This is a genomic window from Streptomyces sp. NPDC003011 (assembly GCF_053591515.1).
The window spans coordinates 49,168-66,685 of record NZ_JBSFTY010000023.1 but is presented as its reverse complement, the minus strand read 5'-3'; the positions used below and the strand labels follow the sequence as shown (position 1 = coordinate 66,685).

At 70.7% G+C, this 17,518-nt stretch carries 19 protein-coding genes; 15 read left to right on the top strand and 4 right to left on the bottom strand.

The genetic code is table 11. The annotated features are described in order from the left end of the window. Positions 1-133: 133 nt before the first annotated feature. The 10 genes from ACWD0J_RS14455 to ACWD0J_RS14410 all read left to right on the top strand — a co-directional run bounded on the left by ACWD0J_RS14455 (position 134) and on the right by ACWD0J_RS14410 (position 10,938). Positions 134-802: an AAA family ATPase gene (locus ACWD0J_RS14455; RefSeq protein WP_451496115.1), complete on the top strand. Its 669-nt coding sequence runs from the start codon at positions 134-136 to the stop codon at positions 800-802. A 77-nt stretch (positions 803-879) separates the two neighbouring features. Then, positions 880-1,680, top strand: a complete 801-nt coding sequence (locus ACWD0J_RS14450; RefSeq protein WP_451496114.1) for an enhanced serine sensitivity protein SseB — start codon at positions 880-882, stop codon at positions 1,678-1,680. Between the two features lie 168 nt (positions 1,681-1,848). Continuing rightward, a complete protein-coding gene (locus tag ACWD0J_RS14445; protein ID WP_451496113.1) occupies positions 1,849-2,643 on the top strand; it encodes an enhanced serine sensitivity protein SseB C-terminal domain-containing protein in 795 nt (264 codons plus the stop codon). A 350-nt stretch (positions 2,644-2,993) separates the two neighbouring features. After that, the gene (locus ACWD0J_RS14440; RefSeq protein WP_451496112.1) at positions 2,994-3,992 is read left to right on the top strand and encodes an ABC transporter permease; all 999 of its coding nucleotides are present in this window, start codon (positions 2,994-2,996) and stop codon (positions 3,990-3,992) included. Between the two features lie 42 nt (positions 3,993-4,034). Beyond that, entirely contained in the window at positions 4,035-5,771 is a 1,737-nt protein-coding gene (locus tag ACWD0J_RS14435) for an ABC transporter substrate-binding protein (RefSeq protein ID WP_451496111.1), read from the top strand. A gap of 89 nt (positions 5,772-5,860) precedes the next feature. Further along, a complete protein-coding gene (locus ACWD0J_RS14430; protein WP_451496110.1) occupies positions 5,861-6,871 on the top strand; it encodes an ABC transporter permease in 1,011 nt (336 codons plus the stop codon). Next, positions 6,868-7,950, top strand: a complete 1,083-nt coding sequence (locus ACWD0J_RS14425) for an ABC transporter ATP-binding protein (RefSeq protein WP_451496109.1) — start codon at positions 6,868-6,870, stop codon at positions 7,948-7,950. The genes ACWD0J_RS14430 and ACWD0J_RS14425 overlap by 4 nt, the downstream gene beginning before the upstream one ends. Beyond that, positions 7,947-9,224: an ABC transporter ATP-binding protein gene (locus tag ACWD0J_RS14420; protein WP_451496108.1), complete on the top strand. Its 1,278-nt coding sequence runs from the start codon at positions 7,947-7,949 to the stop codon at positions 9,222-9,224. The genes ACWD0J_RS14425 and ACWD0J_RS14420 overlap by 4 nt, the downstream gene beginning before the upstream one ends. Positions 9,225-9,287: 63 nt before the next feature. Further along, the gene (locus tag ACWD0J_RS14415; protein ID WP_451496107.1) at positions 9,288-9,944 is read left to right on the top strand and encodes a trimeric intracellular cation channel family protein; all 657 of its coding nucleotides are present in this window, start codon (positions 9,288-9,290) and stop codon (positions 9,942-9,944) included. 145 nt (positions 9,945-10,089) lie between these two features. Further along, positions 10,090-10,938: a thioesterase family protein gene (locus ACWD0J_RS14410; protein ID WP_451496106.1), complete on the top strand. Its 849-nt coding sequence runs from the start codon at positions 10,090-10,092 to the stop codon at positions 10,936-10,938. A 293-nt stretch (positions 10,939-11,231) separates the two neighbouring features. Here the strand turns inward: ACWD0J_RS14410 and ACWD0J_RS14405 are convergent, their stop codons facing one another. Next, entirely contained in the window at positions 11,232-11,858 is a 627-nt protein-coding gene (locus ACWD0J_RS14405; RefSeq protein ID WP_451496105.1) for a TetR family transcriptional regulator, read from the bottom strand. 121 nt (positions 11,859-11,979) lie between these two features. Between ACWD0J_RS14405 and ACWD0J_RS14400 the strand changes: the two genes are divergently transcribed. From ACWD0J_RS14400 to ACWD0J_RS14390, 3 genes are all read left to right on the top strand, one after another. Beyond that, positions 11,980-12,147: a hypothetical protein gene (locus ACWD0J_RS14400; protein ID WP_451496104.1), complete on the top strand. Its 168-nt coding sequence runs from the start codon at positions 11,980-11,982 to the stop codon at positions 12,145-12,147. A gap of 67 nt (positions 12,148-12,214) precedes the next feature. After that, positions 12,215-12,484, top strand: a complete 270-nt coding sequence (locus ACWD0J_RS14395) for a DUF4190 domain-containing protein (protein WP_451496103.1) — start codon at positions 12,215-12,217, stop codon at positions 12,482-12,484. Between the two features lie 89 nt (positions 12,485-12,573). After that, positions 12,574-13,737, top strand: a complete 1,164-nt coding sequence (locus tag ACWD0J_RS14390; RefSeq protein WP_451496102.1) for a cysteine desulfurase family protein — start codon at positions 12,574-12,576, stop codon at positions 13,735-13,737. 33 nt (positions 13,738-13,770) lie between these two features. On the opposite strand, the gene ACWD0J_RS14385 is transcribed toward ACWD0J_RS14390, so the two are convergent. Then, positions 13,771-14,475: an N-acetylmuramoyl-L-alanine amidase gene (locus tag ACWD0J_RS14385; protein ID WP_451496101.1), complete on the bottom strand. Its 705-nt coding sequence runs from the start codon at positions 14,473-14,475 to the stop codon at positions 13,771-13,773. A 60-nt stretch (positions 14,476-14,535) separates the two neighbouring features. On the opposite strand from ACWD0J_RS14385, the gene mnmA reads away from it, so the two are divergent. Continuing rightward, a complete protein-coding gene (gene mnmA, locus ACWD0J_RS14380; RefSeq protein WP_451496100.1) occupies positions 14,536-15,666 on the top strand; it encodes a tRNA 2-thiouridine(34) synthase MnmA in 1,131 nt (376 codons plus the stop codon). Between the two features lie 42 nt (positions 15,667-15,708). Here mnmA and ACWD0J_RS14375 read toward each other — a convergent pair whose 3' ends face one another. Then, a complete protein-coding gene (locus tag ACWD0J_RS14375) occupies positions 15,709-16,488 on the bottom strand; it encodes an alpha/beta fold hydrolase (protein ID WP_451496099.1) in 780 nt (259 codons plus the stop codon). Between the two features lie 76 nt (positions 16,489-16,564). Next, entirely contained in the window at positions 16,565-16,915 is a 351-nt protein-coding gene (locus tag ACWD0J_RS14370; RefSeq protein ID WP_451496098.1) for a DUF427 domain-containing protein, read from the bottom strand. 50 nt (positions 16,916-16,965) lie between these two features. On the opposite strand from ACWD0J_RS14370, the gene ACWD0J_RS14365 reads away from it, so the two are divergent. Then, positions 16,966-17,505 (top strand): LOG family protein, encoded by a 540-nt coding sequence (locus ACWD0J_RS14365; protein WP_451496097.1) that lies wholly within the window; start codon positions 16,966-16,968, stop codon positions 17,503-17,505. Positions 17,506-17,518 lie beyond the last annotated feature (13 nt).

Below are 17,518 nucleotides of genomic sequence, written 5' to 3'. Positions count from 1 at the left end.
CGACGGCGGCAGGCCACATATTGTGACCGGCTTGTGGCAGGACGTGCACGAAAACACGAGACACCGCGCATTACCTTCTCTTTACACTCGACGGGGATGGGACGCGTGACCACCCCAGGGGAGGACGATCACGGTGAACAGGACCACGGCGTACGCCACCACCTCGGCCCTCGCGCTGCCCGGGCAGCCGACGGCTCCGGCCACGGAGGCCTGCCACCCGATCGGCGCACCCGTCGTCCGCGACCTCCGCGAGCGGGGCGGCCAGAGCCCGCACGCGCTGCTCTTCGGCCCCAAGGACCTCGTCGTGATCACCGGCCTGCCCGGCAGCGGCAAGTCCACGCTGATGCGGCGCACCGTCAAGGGCACCCGCATCGACTCCCAGGACACCCGCGACCGCTGGGACGCGCGGATGCCGCGTTCTGTGCCGTACGCGCTCTACCGCCCGCTCGTCCGCGCCGCGCACTACGCCGGCCTGCGCCGCGCGCTGCGCTCCGGCGAGGGTGTCGTGGTGCACGACTGCGGTACGCAGGCCTGGGTGCGCCGCTGGCTGGCCCGGGAGGCCCGCCGCCGGGGCGGCACTCTGCGCCTGCTGCTGCTCGACGTCACCCCCGGTCTCGCTCTGGAGGGCCAGCGGGAGCGCGGCCGGGGCGTCTCGCGGTACGCGTTCCTGCGCCACCGGAGCGCCGCGTCCCGCCTGATCAGCGCGGTCGAGCAGGGCGACCTGCCGCCGGGCTGCGGTTCGGCGGTGCTGATCGACCGGGACGCGGCGAACGTGCTGCTCCGGATCGGCTTCACCGGCTGACACCTCCACGGTGTGCTCCGTACCCGTTAGCCTTTTCAGCCACAGCAAGCGGTACTCGGCAGGCGGTAGGCAGGCAGATGGACTTCCCGGCGGATCTCCCCGCTGACTTCCCGGGCTTCCCGGCACAGGCGCACCCCCACCCGCACGGCGGATGGCCCGGCAACGAACTGGAGGAAGTGCTCTCCGCCTCCCTCGGCATCCCCGGGGCGGGCGGGCGGATCATCGAGGTGCTGGGCCGCAGCTTCGTCTGGGTTCCGCTGCCCAACGGCGGCGGTCCGCACAGCGGCCCGCTCGACCTGCCCACCCTGGAGATCGAGGGCCAGGCCTATGTGCCGGTGTTCAGCTCCGAGGAACAGTTCCGGCAGGTCGCCGGCTCGCACATGGCGTACACCATCGCCCCCGCCGTCGAGTTCGCGCGCGGACTGCCGCCCCAGGTCGGCCTCGCCGTGAACCCGGACGGCACGGTCGGCGTCCCGCTCCCGCCGGCGGCCGTCGCCGGCCTGTGCCGGGCGGGCCGCACCCCGCTGGACGGCCCCGCGAGCGGCGGCCGGGTCAAGCTGTACGAGCCCGACTGGCAGGACGACCCGGTGGACTTCCTGGCCGCGGCCTCCTCCGAGTTCGCCGCGACCGGCGTGGTCCGCACGGCCCGCCGCTGCCTCGCCGCCATCGAGACGGCCGACCCGGTGATGTTCGTGGGCGTGGAACTGTCCCAGTGTGAGGGAGACATACGGGCGCTCCCCATGGAGGCCCTGTCCCGGGCCCTCACCCGGGCCCCGGCCCCGTGGCCCGTCAACCTGGTCCTTCTGGACGTGGCGGACGACCCGGTGGGCCACTGGATGAGGGAGACGGTCCGGCCCTTCCACACGGGGGACCACTAGGAATCCCGCCGGGGGCGGCCCACCCCGGGGACGCCGGGAACCGCGCGGCCGGCCGCACCGCCCGCACCCGTCGGCGACGAGAGGCCCCGCGCTGCTGGGCTGTGTCGGGGGCACCTCCACTTAAGCTGGTTCCATACTGCGGGGCAGACTCTCGAAGGGGCGGTACAGGTGAGCGCCAGCGGCATCGCGACCGGGCAGGTCGAGCACATGCTGCGCCAGGTGACGCCCGGGCGTTACGACGCCTACGAGGCACTCCTGCGCGCGCTCGCGACCCCGTCCTCCGGCCAGATCTGGATGCTGCTGTGGCACGGCCAGGCCGGCTCCCCCGACGCCCAGTACGGGAACATGCAGGTCGACGGGTACGGCTACGCCCCCTGCGTCACCTCCGCCCAGGAGTTGTCGGCCAGCGGCTGGAACAGATCGTACGAAGTGGTCGACGGTCTCGACGTGGCCCGCACCCTCTACCCCGACCACTACGGCCTCTGGCTCAACCCGCACGCCCCGGGCGGCGGCGTCGGCATCCCCTGGCTCGACCTGCGCCGGATCGCCACCGGCCTGGAACGCCAGCCCGCCGGTCCCCTGCGGCTGTCCGAACCCGCCATCGAGATCCCGCAGTTCTACGCCCTGCTCGCGCAGAACGCCCACCGCACCCCGGCCGTCCGCGCCCTGCGCCGCGCCTGGGTGCAGCCCGCGCTCGGGGCGCCGTATCTCGCGATCGGGCTCGACGTGTACGACACCAGCCCGCCGGCCGTCGACTCGGTGCGCGCGATGATGCAGCAGTCCATCGGCGCGGTGCCGGACGGACTGCCGGTGTCGACCGTGGCGATGTCCGACGAGTACGACCCGGTCGCCCTGTGGATGCGGGCCGGCGCCCGCCCGTTCTACGACCGCGAGGCCCACGCCGCCCCGGCTCAGGGGCCTGCGGCGGGTTACGGGTACCCGCCGGCCCGCAGCGGCTACTGACCCCGTCGACGGCACCGGCCGGCCCGCCGCGGAGAGCGGTGGCCGGGGCGTCCGCCGCAGTGGCCCGCCCACTTCTTCGCGCGTAGACCGAGGTGATAAAGCATCACCTGTCCCGTTTGCCCCAACTAGCCCACGTCCGGCCCGCGTTACCCCTCGTCCGGATAACGGAACCCCCCAAGCAGCATCACGGTTACGCATCCTTTCACCGCCAAGTCTGGCGACTGATCGCCAAAGCGTTGAAGACTCCCGTGAGACGCGGGCCGGTCGGTCCCGTGTGCGAGGAGAAGCAACCGCTACAGCGGCAGCCAGGGGGGTCGGCGATCGTCGACCCGAGAGGGGTCAATCTCACTGTGACCGCACCGATCGAGACCACCGGGGCGGAGGCCGGAGCGCAGCCCGAGGCCGTTCTCGCCGGAGTCAAGAAGAGCCAGATCGAAGGGCGTTCGCTCAGTCAGATCGCCTGGACGCGCTTCAAGCGCGACAAGGTGGCGATGGCGGGCGGCGTGGTCGTCGCCCTGCTCGTTCTGATGGCGGTGTTCTCGAAGCCGATCCAGTGGGTGTTCGACCTCGACCCCAACAAGTTCCACCAGGACTTGATCGATCCGGCCCTGCTCGCCCCCAAGGGCGGCTGGGGCGGCATGAGTTGGGACCACCCGCTCGGCGTCGATCCCCAGTACGGCCGTGACATGCTCGCCCGCATCATCGACGGGTCGTGGGTGTCCCTGCTGGTCGCCGGGGGTGCCACCGTCCTCTCGGTGGTGATCGGCACCGTGCTCGGCATCGTGGCCGGCTACTACGGAGGGTGGATCGACTCCCTCATCAGCAAGATGATGGACACGTTCCTGGCCTTCCCGCTGCTGCTGTTCGCCATCTCCATCTCCGCGTCGGTCCAGGACGGCTTCTTCGGACTCACCGGACTCCCGCTGCGCATCTGCGTGTTGATCTTCGTGATCGGCTTCTTCAGCTGGCCGTACATCGGCCGCATCGTGCGCGCGCAGACGATGACCCTGCGGCAACGGGAGTTCATCGAGGCCGCCAAGAGCCTGGGCGCGCGCGGACCGTACGTCCTGTTCCGGGAGTTGCTCCCCAACCTCGTCGCGCCGATCCTCGTCTACTCGACGCTGATCATCCCGACGAACATCCTTTTCGAGGCCGCGCTGAGCTTCCTCGGAGTCGGCATCGCGCCGCCCCAGGCCTCCTGGGGAGGCATGCTCAGCAACGCTGTGGATCTCTACACCGCGGATCCTCAGTACATGTTCGTGCCCGGACTGGCGATTTTCATCACCGTCCTGGCCTTCAACCTGCTGGGTGACGGGCTGCGTGACGCCCTCGATCCTCGCAGCAAGTGATCCATCGATAGAGGGGGATTTCCTCAGGTGAAGACGAGAAGGGTGACCGCCGCTGTGGCGTCGGTCCTGGCACTCTCGCTGGGTGCTGCCGCATGTGGTGGCGGCGGGGACAACGACAACGACAACGGAGGCAACGGCGCGAAGGACGCGGCGCTCACCTCCATCGTCAACGCGTCGAGCAAGAAGGGAGGGACACTCAGCCTGGAACACTCCGACGTGCCGGACTCGCTGGACCCGGGCAACACGTACTACGGCTGGGTGCAGAACTTCTCCCGGCTCTACGCGCGTACGCTCACCACGTTCAAGCCGGCGGCCGGCAAGGAAGGCCTCACGGTCGTCCCGGACCTCGCGGAGTCCCTGGGCAAGCCGAGCGCCGACGCCAAGACCTGGACGTACAAGCTGCGCGCGGGCGTCAAGTTCCAGGACGGCACGCCCATCACGTCCAAGGACGTCAAGTACGCGATCGAGCGCTCCAACTTCGCGCCCGAGGCCCTGTCCAACGGGCCCACGTACTTCAAGGCGTACCTGGAGGGCGGCGACGCGTACAAGGGTCCCTACAAGGACAAGTCGGCCGACGGCATCAAGTCCATCCAGACGCCGGACGACCGGACGATCGTCTTCAAGCTGAAGCAGCCGTTCGCCGACTTCGACTACCTGGCGACGTACTCGCAGACGGCGCCGGTGCCGAAGGCCAAGGACGACGGCGCGAAGTACGTGCAGCACATGGTGTCCTCGGGTCCCTACCAGTTCCAGTCGTACGAGGAGGGCCGCAGCGCCACCCTGGTGCGCAACCCGCAGTGGGACGCGAAGACCGACCCGATCCGCAAGGCGCTGCCGGACAAGGTCACGATCAAGTTCAAGGTCAACCCGGTCACGGTCGACAACGACCTGCTGGCTGACAAGATCACGGCCGACGCGGCCGGCACCGGTGTGCAGCCCCAGACCCAGCCCAAGGTGCTGACCGGCAACAACGTGAAGCAGACGGACAACTCGTACGCCGGCGCCACGCAGTACATCGCGCTGAACGTCAACGTGAAGCCGTTCGACAACGCGCACTGCCGCAAGGCCGTGCAGTGGGGTCTGAACAAGCAGTCCGTGCTCGACGCGGTGGGCGGCACGCCCAAGGGCGACGTGGCGACCACGCTGCTGCCGCCGTCGGTCAACGGCTACACCAAGTTCGACACCTACGCGACCGAGGGTCACAAGGGTGACGTGGCCAAGGCCAAGGCAGAGCTGAAGGCGTGCGGCAAGCCGAACGGCTTCGACACGATCCTGACCGCTCGCTCCGACCGTCCCGCCGAGGTGGCGGCCGCCACGGCCGTCCAGGAGTCCCTCAAGGGCATCGGCGTCAACGTCGAGATCAAGCAGTTCCCTTCGGGCAAGTACTTCTCCAACTTCGCCGGTGTCCCGAGCTACGTGCACGACAACAAGCTCGGCATGCTGTCGATGGCCTGGGGTGCCGACTGGCCGACCGGTTTCGGCTTCCTCGACCAGATCATCAACGGTGCCGCCATCAAGCCCTCGGGCGGCAACAACCTGATGGAGCTGAACGACCCGAAGATCAACAAGGCCCTGACGGACGCGATCGCCAACACCGACGACGCGGCCCGCACCAAGGCCTGGGGTGACATCGACAAGATGGTGCTGGACAACGCGTCCGTCGTGCCGCTCTTCTACCGCAAGAACCTGCTGCTCAGGCCGAAGTCGGCGACCAACGTGACGGTCACGCAGGCGTATCTCGGCATGTACGACTACCTGCTGATGAGTTCCTCGAAGTAACAGCAGGCCTGATTCCCTGAAAGGCAGGTGAAGGCACCGGGTGGCCGTGGCGGACACGCTCCGTCACGGCCACCCGGAGCCGTACAGCTGTGGCTGCGTACATCCTCCGACGCGTCATGGGCGCGGTGCTGTTGCTGCTGGTGGTCAGCGCAGTCACCTTCGCGATCTTCTTCCTGGTCCCCAGGCTGGGCGGCCAGACAGCCGACCAGCTCGCAACGCAGTACGTGGGCAAGGACGCCAACCCCGAGTCCGTCGCCGCGATCAAGAAGAACCTGGGCCTCGACCAGCCCCTCGCCGTCCAGTTCATGGACTACATCAAGGGCCTGGTGGTGGGCGCCGACTACAAGTTCGGGCCCGACGCCACCCACTGCGACGCCCCCTGCTTCGGGTACTCCTTCAAGAGCCACGTGGAGGTGTGGCCCCAGCTGGAACAGCGGATCCCGGTCTCGTTCTCGCTGGCCATCGGTGCCGCGGTGGTCTGGCTGATCTTCGGTGTCACCACCGGCGTCGTCTCCGCCCTCCGCAAGGGCAGCCCGATCGACCGCATCTCGATGTTCATCGCGCTCGCCGGCGTCTCGCTCCCCATCTTCTTCACCGGCCAGGTGCTCAACGCCCTGTTCGTGTACGAGATCCCCATCTGGGACAGCATCGACTACATCCCGTTCACCCAGAACCCGGCGGACTGGGCCTGGCACCTGCTGTTGCCCTGGATCAGCCTCGCCTTCCTGTTCTCCGCGCTGTACGCCAGGCTCACCCGGGCGGGCATGCTGGAGACGATGAACGAGGACTACATCCGCACGGCCCGGGCCAAGGGCCTCAGGGAGAGCACGGTGGTGGCCAAGCACGGGCTGCGCTCCGCGCTGACCCCGATCGTCACCATCTTCGGCATGGACTTCGGCACCCTCATCGGTTCCGCGGTGCTCACCGAGACGGTCTTCTCCCTGCAGGGCATCGGCGCCTACGCCGTCCAGTCCATCAAGGACAACGACCTGCCCATCGTGATGGGCGTGACCCTGGTCGCCGCCTTCTTCATCGTCTTCTGCAATCTCGTCGTCGACCTGGTGTACGCAGCCATCGACCCCCGGGTGAGGTACTCGTGAGCAAGCCCGACAAAGCCGCGCTCGGCGAACCGGCCACCGTCGCCCCGTCCGACGCGGACGACGCGTTCCTGTCCGTCCGTGATCTGCGCATCCACTTCACGACGGACGACGGACTGGTCAAGTCCGTGGACGGCGTCAGCTTCGACGTACGGCGGGGCAGCACCCTGGGCATCGTCGGCGAGTCCGGTTCCGGCAAGTCCGTCACCTCGCTCGGCGTCATGGGCCTGCACCGCTCGGCCAACGCCAAGGTCTCCGGCGAGGTGTGGCTGGACGGGCAGGAACTGATCGGCGCCCACCCGGACGAGGTACGGCGGCTGCGCGGCCGCAAGATGGCCATGATCTTCCAGGATCCGCTGTCGGCGATGCACCCGTACTACACGGTCGGCCAGCAGATCGTGGAGGCCTACCGGGTCCATCACAAGGTCCACAAGAAGGTGGCCAAGCAGCGCGCCGTCGAGATGCTGGACCGCGTCGGCATCCCGGAGCCCCACAAGCGCGTGGACAGCTATCCGCACGAGTTCTCCGGCGGTATGCGCCAGCGCGCGATGATCGCGATGTCGCTGGTGAACAATCCCGAACTGCTCATCGCGGATGAGCCGACCACCGCCCTGGACGTCACCGTGCAGGCGCAGATCCTGGACCTGATCCGGGATCTGCAGAAGGAGTTCGGCTCCGCGGTCATCATGATCACGCACGATCTCGGTGTCGTCGCCGAGATGGCCGACGAACTGCTGGTCATGTACGGCGGTCGGTGTGTGGAGCGCGGACCGGCCGACGCGGTGTTCTCCGAACCCCGCCATCCCTACACCTGGGGTCTGCTCGGCTCGATGCCGCGGCTCGACCGCGAGGAGACCGAGCGCCTCATCCCGATCCAGGGCTCGCCGCCCTCGCTGATCAACATCCCGGACGGCTGCGCCTTCAACCCGCGCTGCCCGTACGCCGACATCCCCAAGGACAACGTCACCCGCACGGTCCGTCCCGAGCTGACCGAGGTCGGCGGCCGGCACTGGGCCGCCTGTCACATGACGCAGGAGCAGCGGGAGCGTATCTGGATCGAAGAGATTGCGCCGAAGCTGTGAGCGATGAGAAGGCGGAGACCATCCCCGCACAGAGCGAAGGGCCCCGTCGTGCCGACGGCGAGGTGCTGCTGAAGGTCACCGGTCTGCAGAAACACTTCCCGATCCGCAAGGGCCTGCTCCAGCGGCAGGTCGGCGCGGTGCACGCGGTCGACGGCATCGACTTCGAGGTCAGGTCCGGCGAGACCCTCGGCGTGGTCGGCGAGTCGGGCTGCGGCAAGTCGACGATGGGCCGGCTGATCACCCGGCTGCTGGAGCCGACCGCCGGCACGGTCGAGTTCCAGGGCCGGGACATCACGCACCTCAACGTGGCCCAGATGCGCCCGATGCGCCGCGACGTGCAGATGATCTTCCAGGACCCCTACTCCTCGCTGAACCCGCGCCACACCATCGGCACCATCGTCGGCGCCCCCTTCAGGCTCCAGGGCGTCTCGCCCGAGGGCGGCGTCAAGAAGGAGGTGCAGCGGCTGCTGTCGGTGGTCGGGCTCAACCCCGAGCATTACAACCGCTATCCGCACGAGTTCTCCGGCGGTCAGCGCCAGCGCATCGGCATCGCCCGCGCGCTCGCGCTCAACCCGAAGCTGGTGGTGGCGGACGAGCCGGTCTCCGCGCTGGACGTGTCGATCCAGGCGCAGGTGGTGAACCTGCTGGACGACCTCCAGCAGGAGCTCGGCCTGACGTACGTGATCATCGCGCACGACCTATCGGTCGTCCGGCACGTCTCGGACCGGATCGCGGTGATGTACCTCGGCAAGATCGTCGAGCTGGCCGACCGCGACTCGCTGTACAAGGCGCCGATGCACCCGTACACCAAGGCGCTGATGTCGGCGGTGCCGATCCCGGACCCGCGGCGCAAGTCGGCCAAGAGCGAGCGGATCCTGCTCAAGGGCGACGTGCCCTCGCCGATCTCGCCGCCGAGCGGCTGCCGCTTCCACACCCGGTGCTGGAAGGCCACGGAGATCTGCCGGACCAAGGAGCCGCAGCTGGTCGAGCTGAAGCCCGGCCAGCGGGTCGCCTGCCACCACCCGGAGAACTTCGAGGACCAGGCCCCGCAGGACACGGTCCTGCTCTCCGACGCCAGGGAGGCGGTGGAGCTGGTGCCGGAGGCGGTGCTGGAGGAGTCGGCGGAGACGTCGGCGGCGCTGGCGGCGGAGATGGCGCCGGAAGCGGCGGCGGCGGAGGTGGTGCCGGACGTGGCGCCGGACGGGACTCCGGAGGTGGCGTCGGACGGGACGCCGGAGGCCGAGGGACACGAGTCCTCCACCAAAGAGAAGTAACTCTGCCTGAGCCCCCGCCTTGCTTTGTAAGGCGGGGGCTCGTTCGCGGGTAAGAATGGCAGGGTGCTCCAGCAACTCTTCAGCCCCTCCGTCCAGCACACGCTCGACCTCGTCGGCATCTTCGTGTTCGCCATCTCCGGCGCGCTGCTGGCCGTCCGCAAGAACTTCGACGTCTTCGGCATGGCCGTCCTCGCCGAAGTCACCGCGCTGGGCGGAGGGCTGTTGCGCGACCTGATCATCGGGGCCGTGCCGCCCGCCGCCTTCACGGACCTCGGCTACTTCCTCACCCCGCTGCTCGCCGCCCTCCTCGTCTTCTTCCTGCATCCGCAGGTGGAACGCATCCAGGTCGCGGTGAACGTCTTCGACGCGGCCGGCCTCGGCCTGTTCTGCGTCGCCGGCACGACGAAGGCGTACGAGTACGGGCTCGGCCTCACCCCATCGGCGGCCCTGGGCCTGGCCACCGCGGTCGGCGGCGGTGTGCTGCGGGACGTCCTCGCCAACGAGGTGCCCTCGCTGCTGCGCTGGGACCGCGACCTGTACGCGGTCCCGGCGATGGTCGGCGCGACGATGGTCGCGCTGTGCATCCGCTACGACGCCCTCACCCCGCTCACCAGCGCCCTCGCGGTCGTCACCGCCTTCGTGCTGCGGCTGCTCGCGATGCGGTTCCACTGGCGGGCGCCGCGCGCGTGGAACCGGCGGTCGACGGTCCGGGAGGAGTAGCGGCGCGCCGGGTGACCCGCACGTCGTCCCCGGCCGCCCGGAACACCCGCCGGAACCTCGGCGGCCGTCCGTCCCGCCGAGCGACGTCATGCGCCCGTCACAATCAAAGCTACCGCTTAGTAATTGCCTGTTGTACCGTGCAGGCATGCCAGAAGCAGCTACCGCGCGCGCCGTCATCGGCGACAGCGAGTTCGACCGTGACACCGCGCTGAACCGCCGCGAACCCGGGGTCTACGACATCGACCTCTCCGCCGGCTGGACGATCATCAACGCCGTCAACGGCGGCTATCTGCTGGCCGTGCTGGGCCGCGCCCTCGCGGACGCCCTGCCGCACGCCGACCCGTTCACCATCTCGGCGCACTACCTGACCGCGTCCCGGCCGGGCCCGGCGGTGGTGCGCACGGACGTCGTGCGCACCGGCCGCACCCTGTCGACCGGCCAGGCCTCGCTCTTCCAGTACGACGACGAGGGCCGCGAGGTCGAACGCATCCGGGTCCTCGCCTCCTACGGCGACCTGGACGCCCTCCCCGACGACGTGCGCACGACGGCCCGGCCGCCCGCGATCCCGCCCATGGAGCAGTGTTTCGGCCCCGAGGACAGCCCGGCGCCGGTGCCCGGCGGCTCCGCCATCGCCGACCGGCTGCTGCTCAAGCTCGACCCGTCCACCCTGGGCTGGGCGCTCGGGGCGCCGTCCGGCAAGGGGGAGATGCGGGCCTGGTTCGGGCTCGCCGACGGCCGTGACGCCGACCCTCTCGCGCTGCTGCTGGCGGTCGACGCGCTGCCGCCGACCGCGTTCGAGATCGGCCTCTCCGGCTGGGTGCCCACGGTCGAGCTGACGGTCCACGTCCGCTCCCGGCCGGCGCCGGGCCCGCTGCGGGTGTCGATCACCACGCGCAACCTGGCCGGCGGCTTCCTGGAGGAGGACGCCGAGGTGTGGGACAGCGCGGACCGGCTGGTCGCGCAGTCGCGGCAACTGGCCCGGGTCAGGCTGTGAAGGGCTCCCGCCCCCGCCGGGCCGCCGGCCTCCGGTAGACGCCGGCCCCTTCCCGGACTCGGCCACCGTCGGGCCGAGTCCGTAAGCCGCCGGGGCGAGGAACGCCCCGGCGGACGCACGACGTCACCGTCACTGTCACTGTCACCGTCCGCGTGCGCCGTGACCGACTCGGCAGTTCCTGCGGCTGGACTCCCCGACGGCGACGGCGACGGCACCGGCACCGGCGCGGCGTGACCGTGCGCCGGCAGCCGGTCGGCGAGCCGGACTCGCGCCGCCGCGTCGGCCCGCGCCGGTCAGTCCCGCCAGTGGCGGCGGCCGATGCTGATGAGCCGCAGCCGGCGTTCCGCCGCGTGCGTGACGCGCTTCCGCTCCTCCTCCGAGGCCTCCAGCGTCTCCAGGAACAGCGAGGCGGTGATCAGCATCTGGTCGACGTAGAGGGTGGCGAGCATCAGCAGGTCGTCGTCGTTCCAGCCGGCGGACTCGGGGTCCTTGGCCAGCTCGTCCCTCACCTCCCGGCCGAACCGGGCCAGTTGGTCGTGTATCGCCTCCCGGACCGGCTGGACTCCGCCGTGCCGCTCCCGGGCGATGAAGCGGACGTGTGCGGGGTACGCGTCCACATGGCCGGCGATGAGCTCGACGGCGCGCGTGATGCGCTGCTCGCCGTCGCCGGCCGTGGACACCGTCGTCCGGATCATCGGGTGCAGGCTGCCCAGTGCCTCCTCGACCAGGGCCACGCCGAGATCCGCGGTGGAGCGGAAGTGCCGGTAGAAGGCGGTCGGGGCGACGCCGACGGCGCGCGTGACCTCGCGCAGGCCGAGACTGCTCAGGCTCTGGTCCTCCAACAGTGCGAGCGCCGCGTCCAGGAGAGCCTGCCGGGTCTTCTGTTTCTGGGCCTGCCGGATGCCGAGCGTGTGACTCATGCCATGCAGTTAACAACTGTTCTCCGGAATTGAAAAGCCGTGCCGCGCGCTAGACTGGGAAGTCAGTGAACAACTGTAACTACAACCGTTCACCGAACCGTAACGGAGGGGGATCCCCACCATGCTGTTCCTCGTCGCCGCGCTCCTGCTGCTCGGCGTGGTCATGGGCACCGTCGCCCACGCGCCGCTGAGCTTCACCCTGGTCGCCGCCGTCGTCATCGCCGCCTGGCTCGGCGTCTTCGCGGTCCGCGAGCGCCACGGCCGCCGTCGTGGCACGTCCACGCCCTGACCCGGCCGCCCCGAAGCCCGACCCGGCCGTGGATCCGGCCGGCCCGACCTCAAGGAGCTGACCCGTCATGCACCTCACCGCACCGGCCACCACCCGCCGCACCGGCTTCCGCGACGCCGACGGCATGGCCGTCGCGTCCTTCGTCCTCGGCCTCCTCGGTCTGCTGGTCCTCAACGTCTTCCTCGGCCCGATCGCCATCGCCCTGGCGGGCGCGGCCCTCTGGCGCGGCACGAACCGCAGGGGCCGCGCGTACCTGGGCCTGGGCCTCGGGGTCGCCGACCTCGTGGTCCTGGTGGCCTTCATGCAGATGGACAACACGGTGTCCTGGAGCCTCTGAGAGAGAGCGCCGCGCTGACCGGGCCTGAACGGCTCAGGCCGACCGTGGCCCGAGGCCGCTCACCGGGGCCCCGTAGAATCGGGGCCACCATGGCATACCTCGACCACGCCGCGACCACCCCGATGCTCCCCGAGGCAGTCGAGGCACTCACCGCGCACCTGGGCATCACCGGCAACGCCTCCTCCCTGCACGCGTCCGGCCGCCGCGCGCGGCGCACCGTCGAGGAGGCCCGGGAGACCCTCGCGGAGGCGCTCGGCGCCCGCCCCAGCGAGATCGTGTTCACCTCCGGCGGCACCGAGGCGGACAACCTCGCCGTCAAGGGCCTGTACTGGTCCCGCCGCGACACCGACCCGGCCCGCACCCGGGTCCTCGCCAGCCCCGTCGAGCACCACGCCGTCCTGGACGCCGTCCACTGGCTCGGCGAACACGAGGGCGCCACGATCGAGTACCTCCCGGTGGACCGGCACGGCCGGGTCCACCCCGACGCGCTGCGCGAGGCCATCGCCCGCGACCCCGACGACGTGGCCCTCGCCACCGTCATGTGGGCGAACAACGAGATCGGCACGGTCCTGCCGATCCGCGAACTCGCGTCGACGGCGGCCGAGTTCGGCGTCCCCCTGCACGCCGACGCCGTCCAGGCCGTCGGTCAGGTCCCCGTCGACTTCGCCGCCTCCGGCCTCGCCGCGATGACGGTGTCGGGCCACAAGATCGGCGGTCCGTACGGCATCGGCGCGCTGGTCCTGGGCCGCGAGCAGACCCCCGTACCCGTCCTGCACGGCGGTGGCCAGGAGCGGCACGTCCGCTCCGGCACCCTCGACGTGCCCGCCGTCGCGTCCTTCGCGGTGGCCGGCCGGCTCGCCGCCGAGCAGCGCGCGTGGTTCGCCCGGGAGATCGGCGCCCTGCGCGACAGCCTGGTCGAGGCGGTCCGTACGGCGGTCCCCGACGCGATCCTGGGCGGCGACCCCGTGGACCGCCTCCCGGCCAACGCGCACTTCACCTTCCCGGGCTGCGAGGGCGACTCCCTGCTGCTCCTCCTCGACGCACAGGGCATCGAGTGCTCCACCGGGTCCGCCTGCACCGCGGGCGTCGCCCAGCCCAGTCATGTCCTCCTCGCCACCGGCACCGACCCCGACCTGGCCCGCGGCACCCTGCGCTTCTCCCTCGGCCACACCTCCACCGAGGCCGACGTCGAGGCGGTCGCCAAGGCGATCGGACCGGCGGTGGAACGGGCGCGGGCGGCGGGCCTGACGTAGCAGCGCGCCGGCGCACCTCCGGGGCGGTCCGCGCTACGCCGGGGCGGTCCGGCGCGGTGCCGGGGCGGTCCGCGCCTCCCGCACCAGCCGCAGGTACCGGTCCCAGTCCCAGTGCGGGCCCGGGTCGGTGTGGTCCGTCCCGGGCACCTCCACATGGCCGATGATGTGCTCGCGGTCGACCGGGATGTCGTAGCGCGCGCATATCCGGGCCGCGAGGCGGGCCGAGGACGCGTACATGGCGTCCGTGAGGTCCTGCGGGCGGTCCACGAAGCCCTCGTGCTCGATGCCGACACTGCGTTCGTTGTAGTCGCGGTTGCCCGCGTGGTACGCCACGTCCAGCTCGCGGATCATCTGGGCGATGTGGCCGTCCTTGCCGACGATGTAGTGCGCGGCGGCGCCGTGCCCCGGGTCCTGGAACACCTTCACCGCGCTGTCGAAGCTGCCCTGGGTGACATGGACGATCACCAGGTCTATCCCGAAGTCGTCCGGCCGGTCCGCGCGCCGCCAGTTCGCGTCGGACGCGGCCACCCAGCGCGCGCCGGTGTAGTCGACCTCGCCCTCCGTGCGCGGCTTCTGCACGCCGGGCGCGCGCCACCACAGCCGCGCCAGCTCGTCACGGGCCAGCACGGCCGTGCCCACCGCGGCCGCCGTGCCCCCGATCAGCAGGGCACGCCGGCCGATGCGCCGGTCCGTGTCCGCACCGGCGGCCCTGTTCTTGCCTGCTCGTGTCGGCCCCATGTGATCGTGAACGGATACTCGTGGGCTCCGGTTCCCGAGCGCCCTTACTCTTGAAGGGTTATGACTGACACCACGCAGCCCACCCGTCCTCTTCGTGTCCTCGCCGCCATGTCGGGCGGAGTCGACTCCGCCGTCGCCGCCGCCCGCGCGGCCGAGGCGGGGCACGACGTGACCGGCGTCCACCTCGCCCTCTCGGCGAACCCGCAGTCGTTCCGCACGGGCGCGCGTGGCTGCTGCACCATCGAGGACTCCCGCGACGCCCGCCGCGCCGCCGACGTCATCGGCATCCCGTTCTACGTGTGGGACCTCGCCGACCGCTTCCGCGAGGACGTCGTCGAGGACTTCGTCGCCGAGTACGAGGCCGGCCGCACCCCGAACCCCTGCCTGCGCTGCAACGAGAAGATCAAGTTCGCCGCGCTGCTCGACAAGGCGCTCGCGCTCGGCTTCGACGCGGTCTGCACCGGCCACTACGCCCAGGTGATCGTGCGCGACGACGGCACCCGCGAACTGCACCGCGCCTCCGACATGGCGAAGGACCAGTCGTACGTCCTCGGTGTCCTGGACGACCGGCAGCTCGCCCACGCGATGTTCCCGCTCGGCGACACGGTCACCACCAAGGACGAGATCCGCGCGGAGGCCGAGCGCCGCGGCCTCGCCGTCGCGAAGAAGCCCGACTCGCACGACATCTGCTTCATCGCCGACGGCGACACCCAGGGCTTCCTCGCCGCCCGCCTCGGCAAGGCGGAGGGCGACATCGTCGACGAGTCGGGAGCCAGGCTCGGCACGCACGAGGGCGCGTACGGCTTCACCATCGGCCAGCGCAAGGGCCTGCGGATCGGCACCCCGGCCCCCGACGGCAAGCCGCGCTACGTCCTGGACATCTCCCCGGTGGACAACACGGTGACGGTGGGCCCGGCCGACGCCCTCGACGTGACGGGGCTGACGGCGGTCAAGCCGCGCTGGTGCGGGGCCGCCCCGTCCGGCCCCGGCACCTACACGGCCCAACTGCGTGCCCACGGCGGCGAGACGGAGGTCACCGCCGGGCTCGTCGACGGCACCCTGGAGGTGACGTTCACCGAGCCGGTCCGCGGCGTGGCCCCCGGCCAGGCGATCGTCCTGTACGACGGCACCCGCGTGGTCGGCTCGGCGACGATCGCGTCGACCACGCGGGCGACGGCCCCCGTCTCCTGAGCCGACGGCACGCGCGCGTGCCGGCGGGTCACCCCGCGCGGGTCACCCTGTGAAGAACTCCGCCAAGACCGGTGCCAGCGCCTGGGGATCGACCATGTGGGTCTGCCCCTCCAGCGTCCGGTACGCGCCCTCGGGTGCCGCCTCCGCGACCGCCTGCGCCGCCTCGCGCAGCCATCCGGGGCTCGCGCCGCCCGCGACGGACAGGACGGGGACGGTGACCGACGCGAGCAGGTCCCGGGGGACCCGGCCGCCGCCCAGCACGGCGTCGTCGTGGGCGAGGCTCGGCGCGATGGCTTCCATGGCGGGCCACATGGGGGACTGACGGGCGCCGCGGATCATCTCCTCGGCCAGGCCGGTGAGCCTCAGGAACAGCTCGACCGCGTCCCCGCGCCGGTCCCGCGCGAGCGCCTCGGTCAGCCGTCGGGTGTACTCGGCCCGCTCCTCGACCGCGCTGTCGTCCATGGCGTACGGCACCTCGTACACGGCCACCCGGCGCACCGGCAGCCCGCTCGCCGCCGCGTGCAGGGCCAGCGCGCCGCCCGACGAGACGCCGTAGAGCGCCGCCTCGCCGCCCGCCACCTCGATCAGCGCGGCCAGGTCCTCGACCTCGCGGTCGACCGCGTACGGGGCCGTGTCGCCGCTGTCGCCACGGCCCCGGCGGTCGTACACGACGACGTCGAAGCGGTCCGAGAGGGCGGCGGCGAGCGGCCGCACCGTGCCACCCGTCGACATCGCACCGCTCACCAGGACGACCGCCGGTCCCTGTCCGGTGCGTTCGTACGCGAGGGGTGTGCCGTCGCGCGAAAGGGTCTTCTTGTCCATGACTGTGAAGACTGCCCCACGACACCGGATTAATCGGTCACAACACTTCCGTGTGCCTCTGCTCGGCGCTGCGCGGCTACTCGGGTTCCGCTCCTTCCCCTTCCTCCATCTCCTCCACTTCGTAGAAGCAGAGGTGGCCCTTGACGGCGGCGACCTCGGGCTTCGGGTCGGGATACGCCCACACCAGGTCCGCCGCGTCCGGCAGCGACCAGTAGGAGGCGGTGCCCTTGAAAGGGCAGTACGTGTGCGTCTCGGAGGGGGTCAGCAGGTCGAGCCGTACGTCCTCGGGCGGGAGGTAGTACCGCACCGGACAGCCCGTCTCCCGCAGGAGGAGGGGCCGTTCGCTCTCCGCCAGCACCTGGTCGCCATGGACGACCCGTACCCGCCGCGTGCCCTGCTCGATGGTGATCGTGTGTCCTTCGGCCATACCGGGACAGCACTCGCGGGCCCCCGGTTCTTCCCGCGTACCGTGACTCCATGCGAATCTGCGTCTTCCTTTCCGCCGCCGACCTCGACGAGCGGTACACGCGCCCCGCGCGCGAGTTCGCCGAACTGATCGGCAAGGGCGGCCACACCCTGGTCTGGGGCGGCTCCGACGTCGGACTGATGAAAGTGGTCGCCGACGGAGTGCAGGAGGCGGGCGGCCGGCTCTGCGGGGTCTCCGTGGACTTCCTGGCGGCCAAGACGCGTCCGGGTGCCGACGAGATGGTCATCGCGAAGGATCTCGCCGAGCGCAAGAGGCTGCTCCTGGAGAACGCCGACGCCGTGGTGATCATGGTGGGCGGCACCGGAACCCTCGACGAGGCAACCGAGATCCTGGAGCTGAAGAAGCACGGGCACACCGACAAGCCGGTGGTCCTCCTCAACACCGCGGGTTTCTACGACGGCCTCAAGGAACAGTTCCGCCGCATGGAGGACGAGGGGTTCCTGCCCCGGCCCCTGACCGACCTGGTGTTCTTCGCGGAGGAGCCGGTGGGGGCGCTGGCCTATCTGGAGGAGAGCCAGGGCATCGCGTGACGCCGGCGGTGCG

What these genes read in the sequence shown, in the direction of transcription:
- ACWD0J_RS14450 (WP_451496114.1), top strand. Translation starts at nt 880, where the DNA reads ATGGACTTCCCGGCGGATCTCCCCGCTGACTTCCCGGGCTTCCCGGCA.
- mnmA (WP_451496100.1), top strand. Translation starts at nt 14,536, where the DNA reads ATGACTGACACCACGCAGCCCACCCGTCCTCTTCGTGTCCTCGCCGCC.
- ACWD0J_RS14390 (WP_451496102.1), top strand. Translation starts at nt 12,574, where the DNA reads ATGGCATACCTCGACCACGCCGCGACCACCCCGATGCTCCCCGAGGCA.
- ACWD0J_RS14410 (WP_451496106.1), top strand. Translation starts at nt 10,090, where the DNA reads ATGCCAGAAGCAGCTACCGCGCGCGCCGTCATCGGCGACAGCGAGTTC.
- ACWD0J_RS14395 (WP_451496103.1), top strand. Translation starts at nt 12,215, where the DNA reads ATGCACCTCACCGCACCGGCCACCACCCGCCGCACCGGCTTCCGCGAC.
- ACWD0J_RS14370 (WP_451496098.1), bottom strand. Translation starts at nt 16,915, where the DNA reads ATGGCCGAAGGACACACGATCACCATCGAGCAGGGCACGCGGCGGGTA.
- ACWD0J_RS14385 (WP_451496101.1), bottom strand. Translation starts at nt 14,475, where the DNA reads ATGGGGCCGACACGAGCAGGCAAGAACAGGGCCGCCGGTGCGGACACG.
- ACWD0J_RS14365 (WP_451496097.1), top strand. Translation starts at nt 16,966, where the DNA reads ATGCGAATCTGCGTCTTCCTTTCCGCCGCCGACCTCGACGAGCGGTAC.
- ACWD0J_RS14375 (WP_451496099.1), bottom strand. Translation starts at nt 16,488, where the DNA reads ATGGACAAGAAGACCCTTTCGCGCGACGGCACACCCCTCGCGTACGAA.
- ACWD0J_RS14405 (WP_451496105.1), bottom strand. Translation starts at nt 11,858, where the DNA reads ATGAGTCACACGCTCGGCATCCGGCAGGCCCAGAAACAGAAGACCCGG.
- ACWD0J_RS14400 (WP_451496104.1), top strand. Translation starts at nt 11,980, where the DNA reads ATGCTGTTCCTCGTCGCCGCGCTCCTGCTGCTCGGCGTGGTCATGGGC.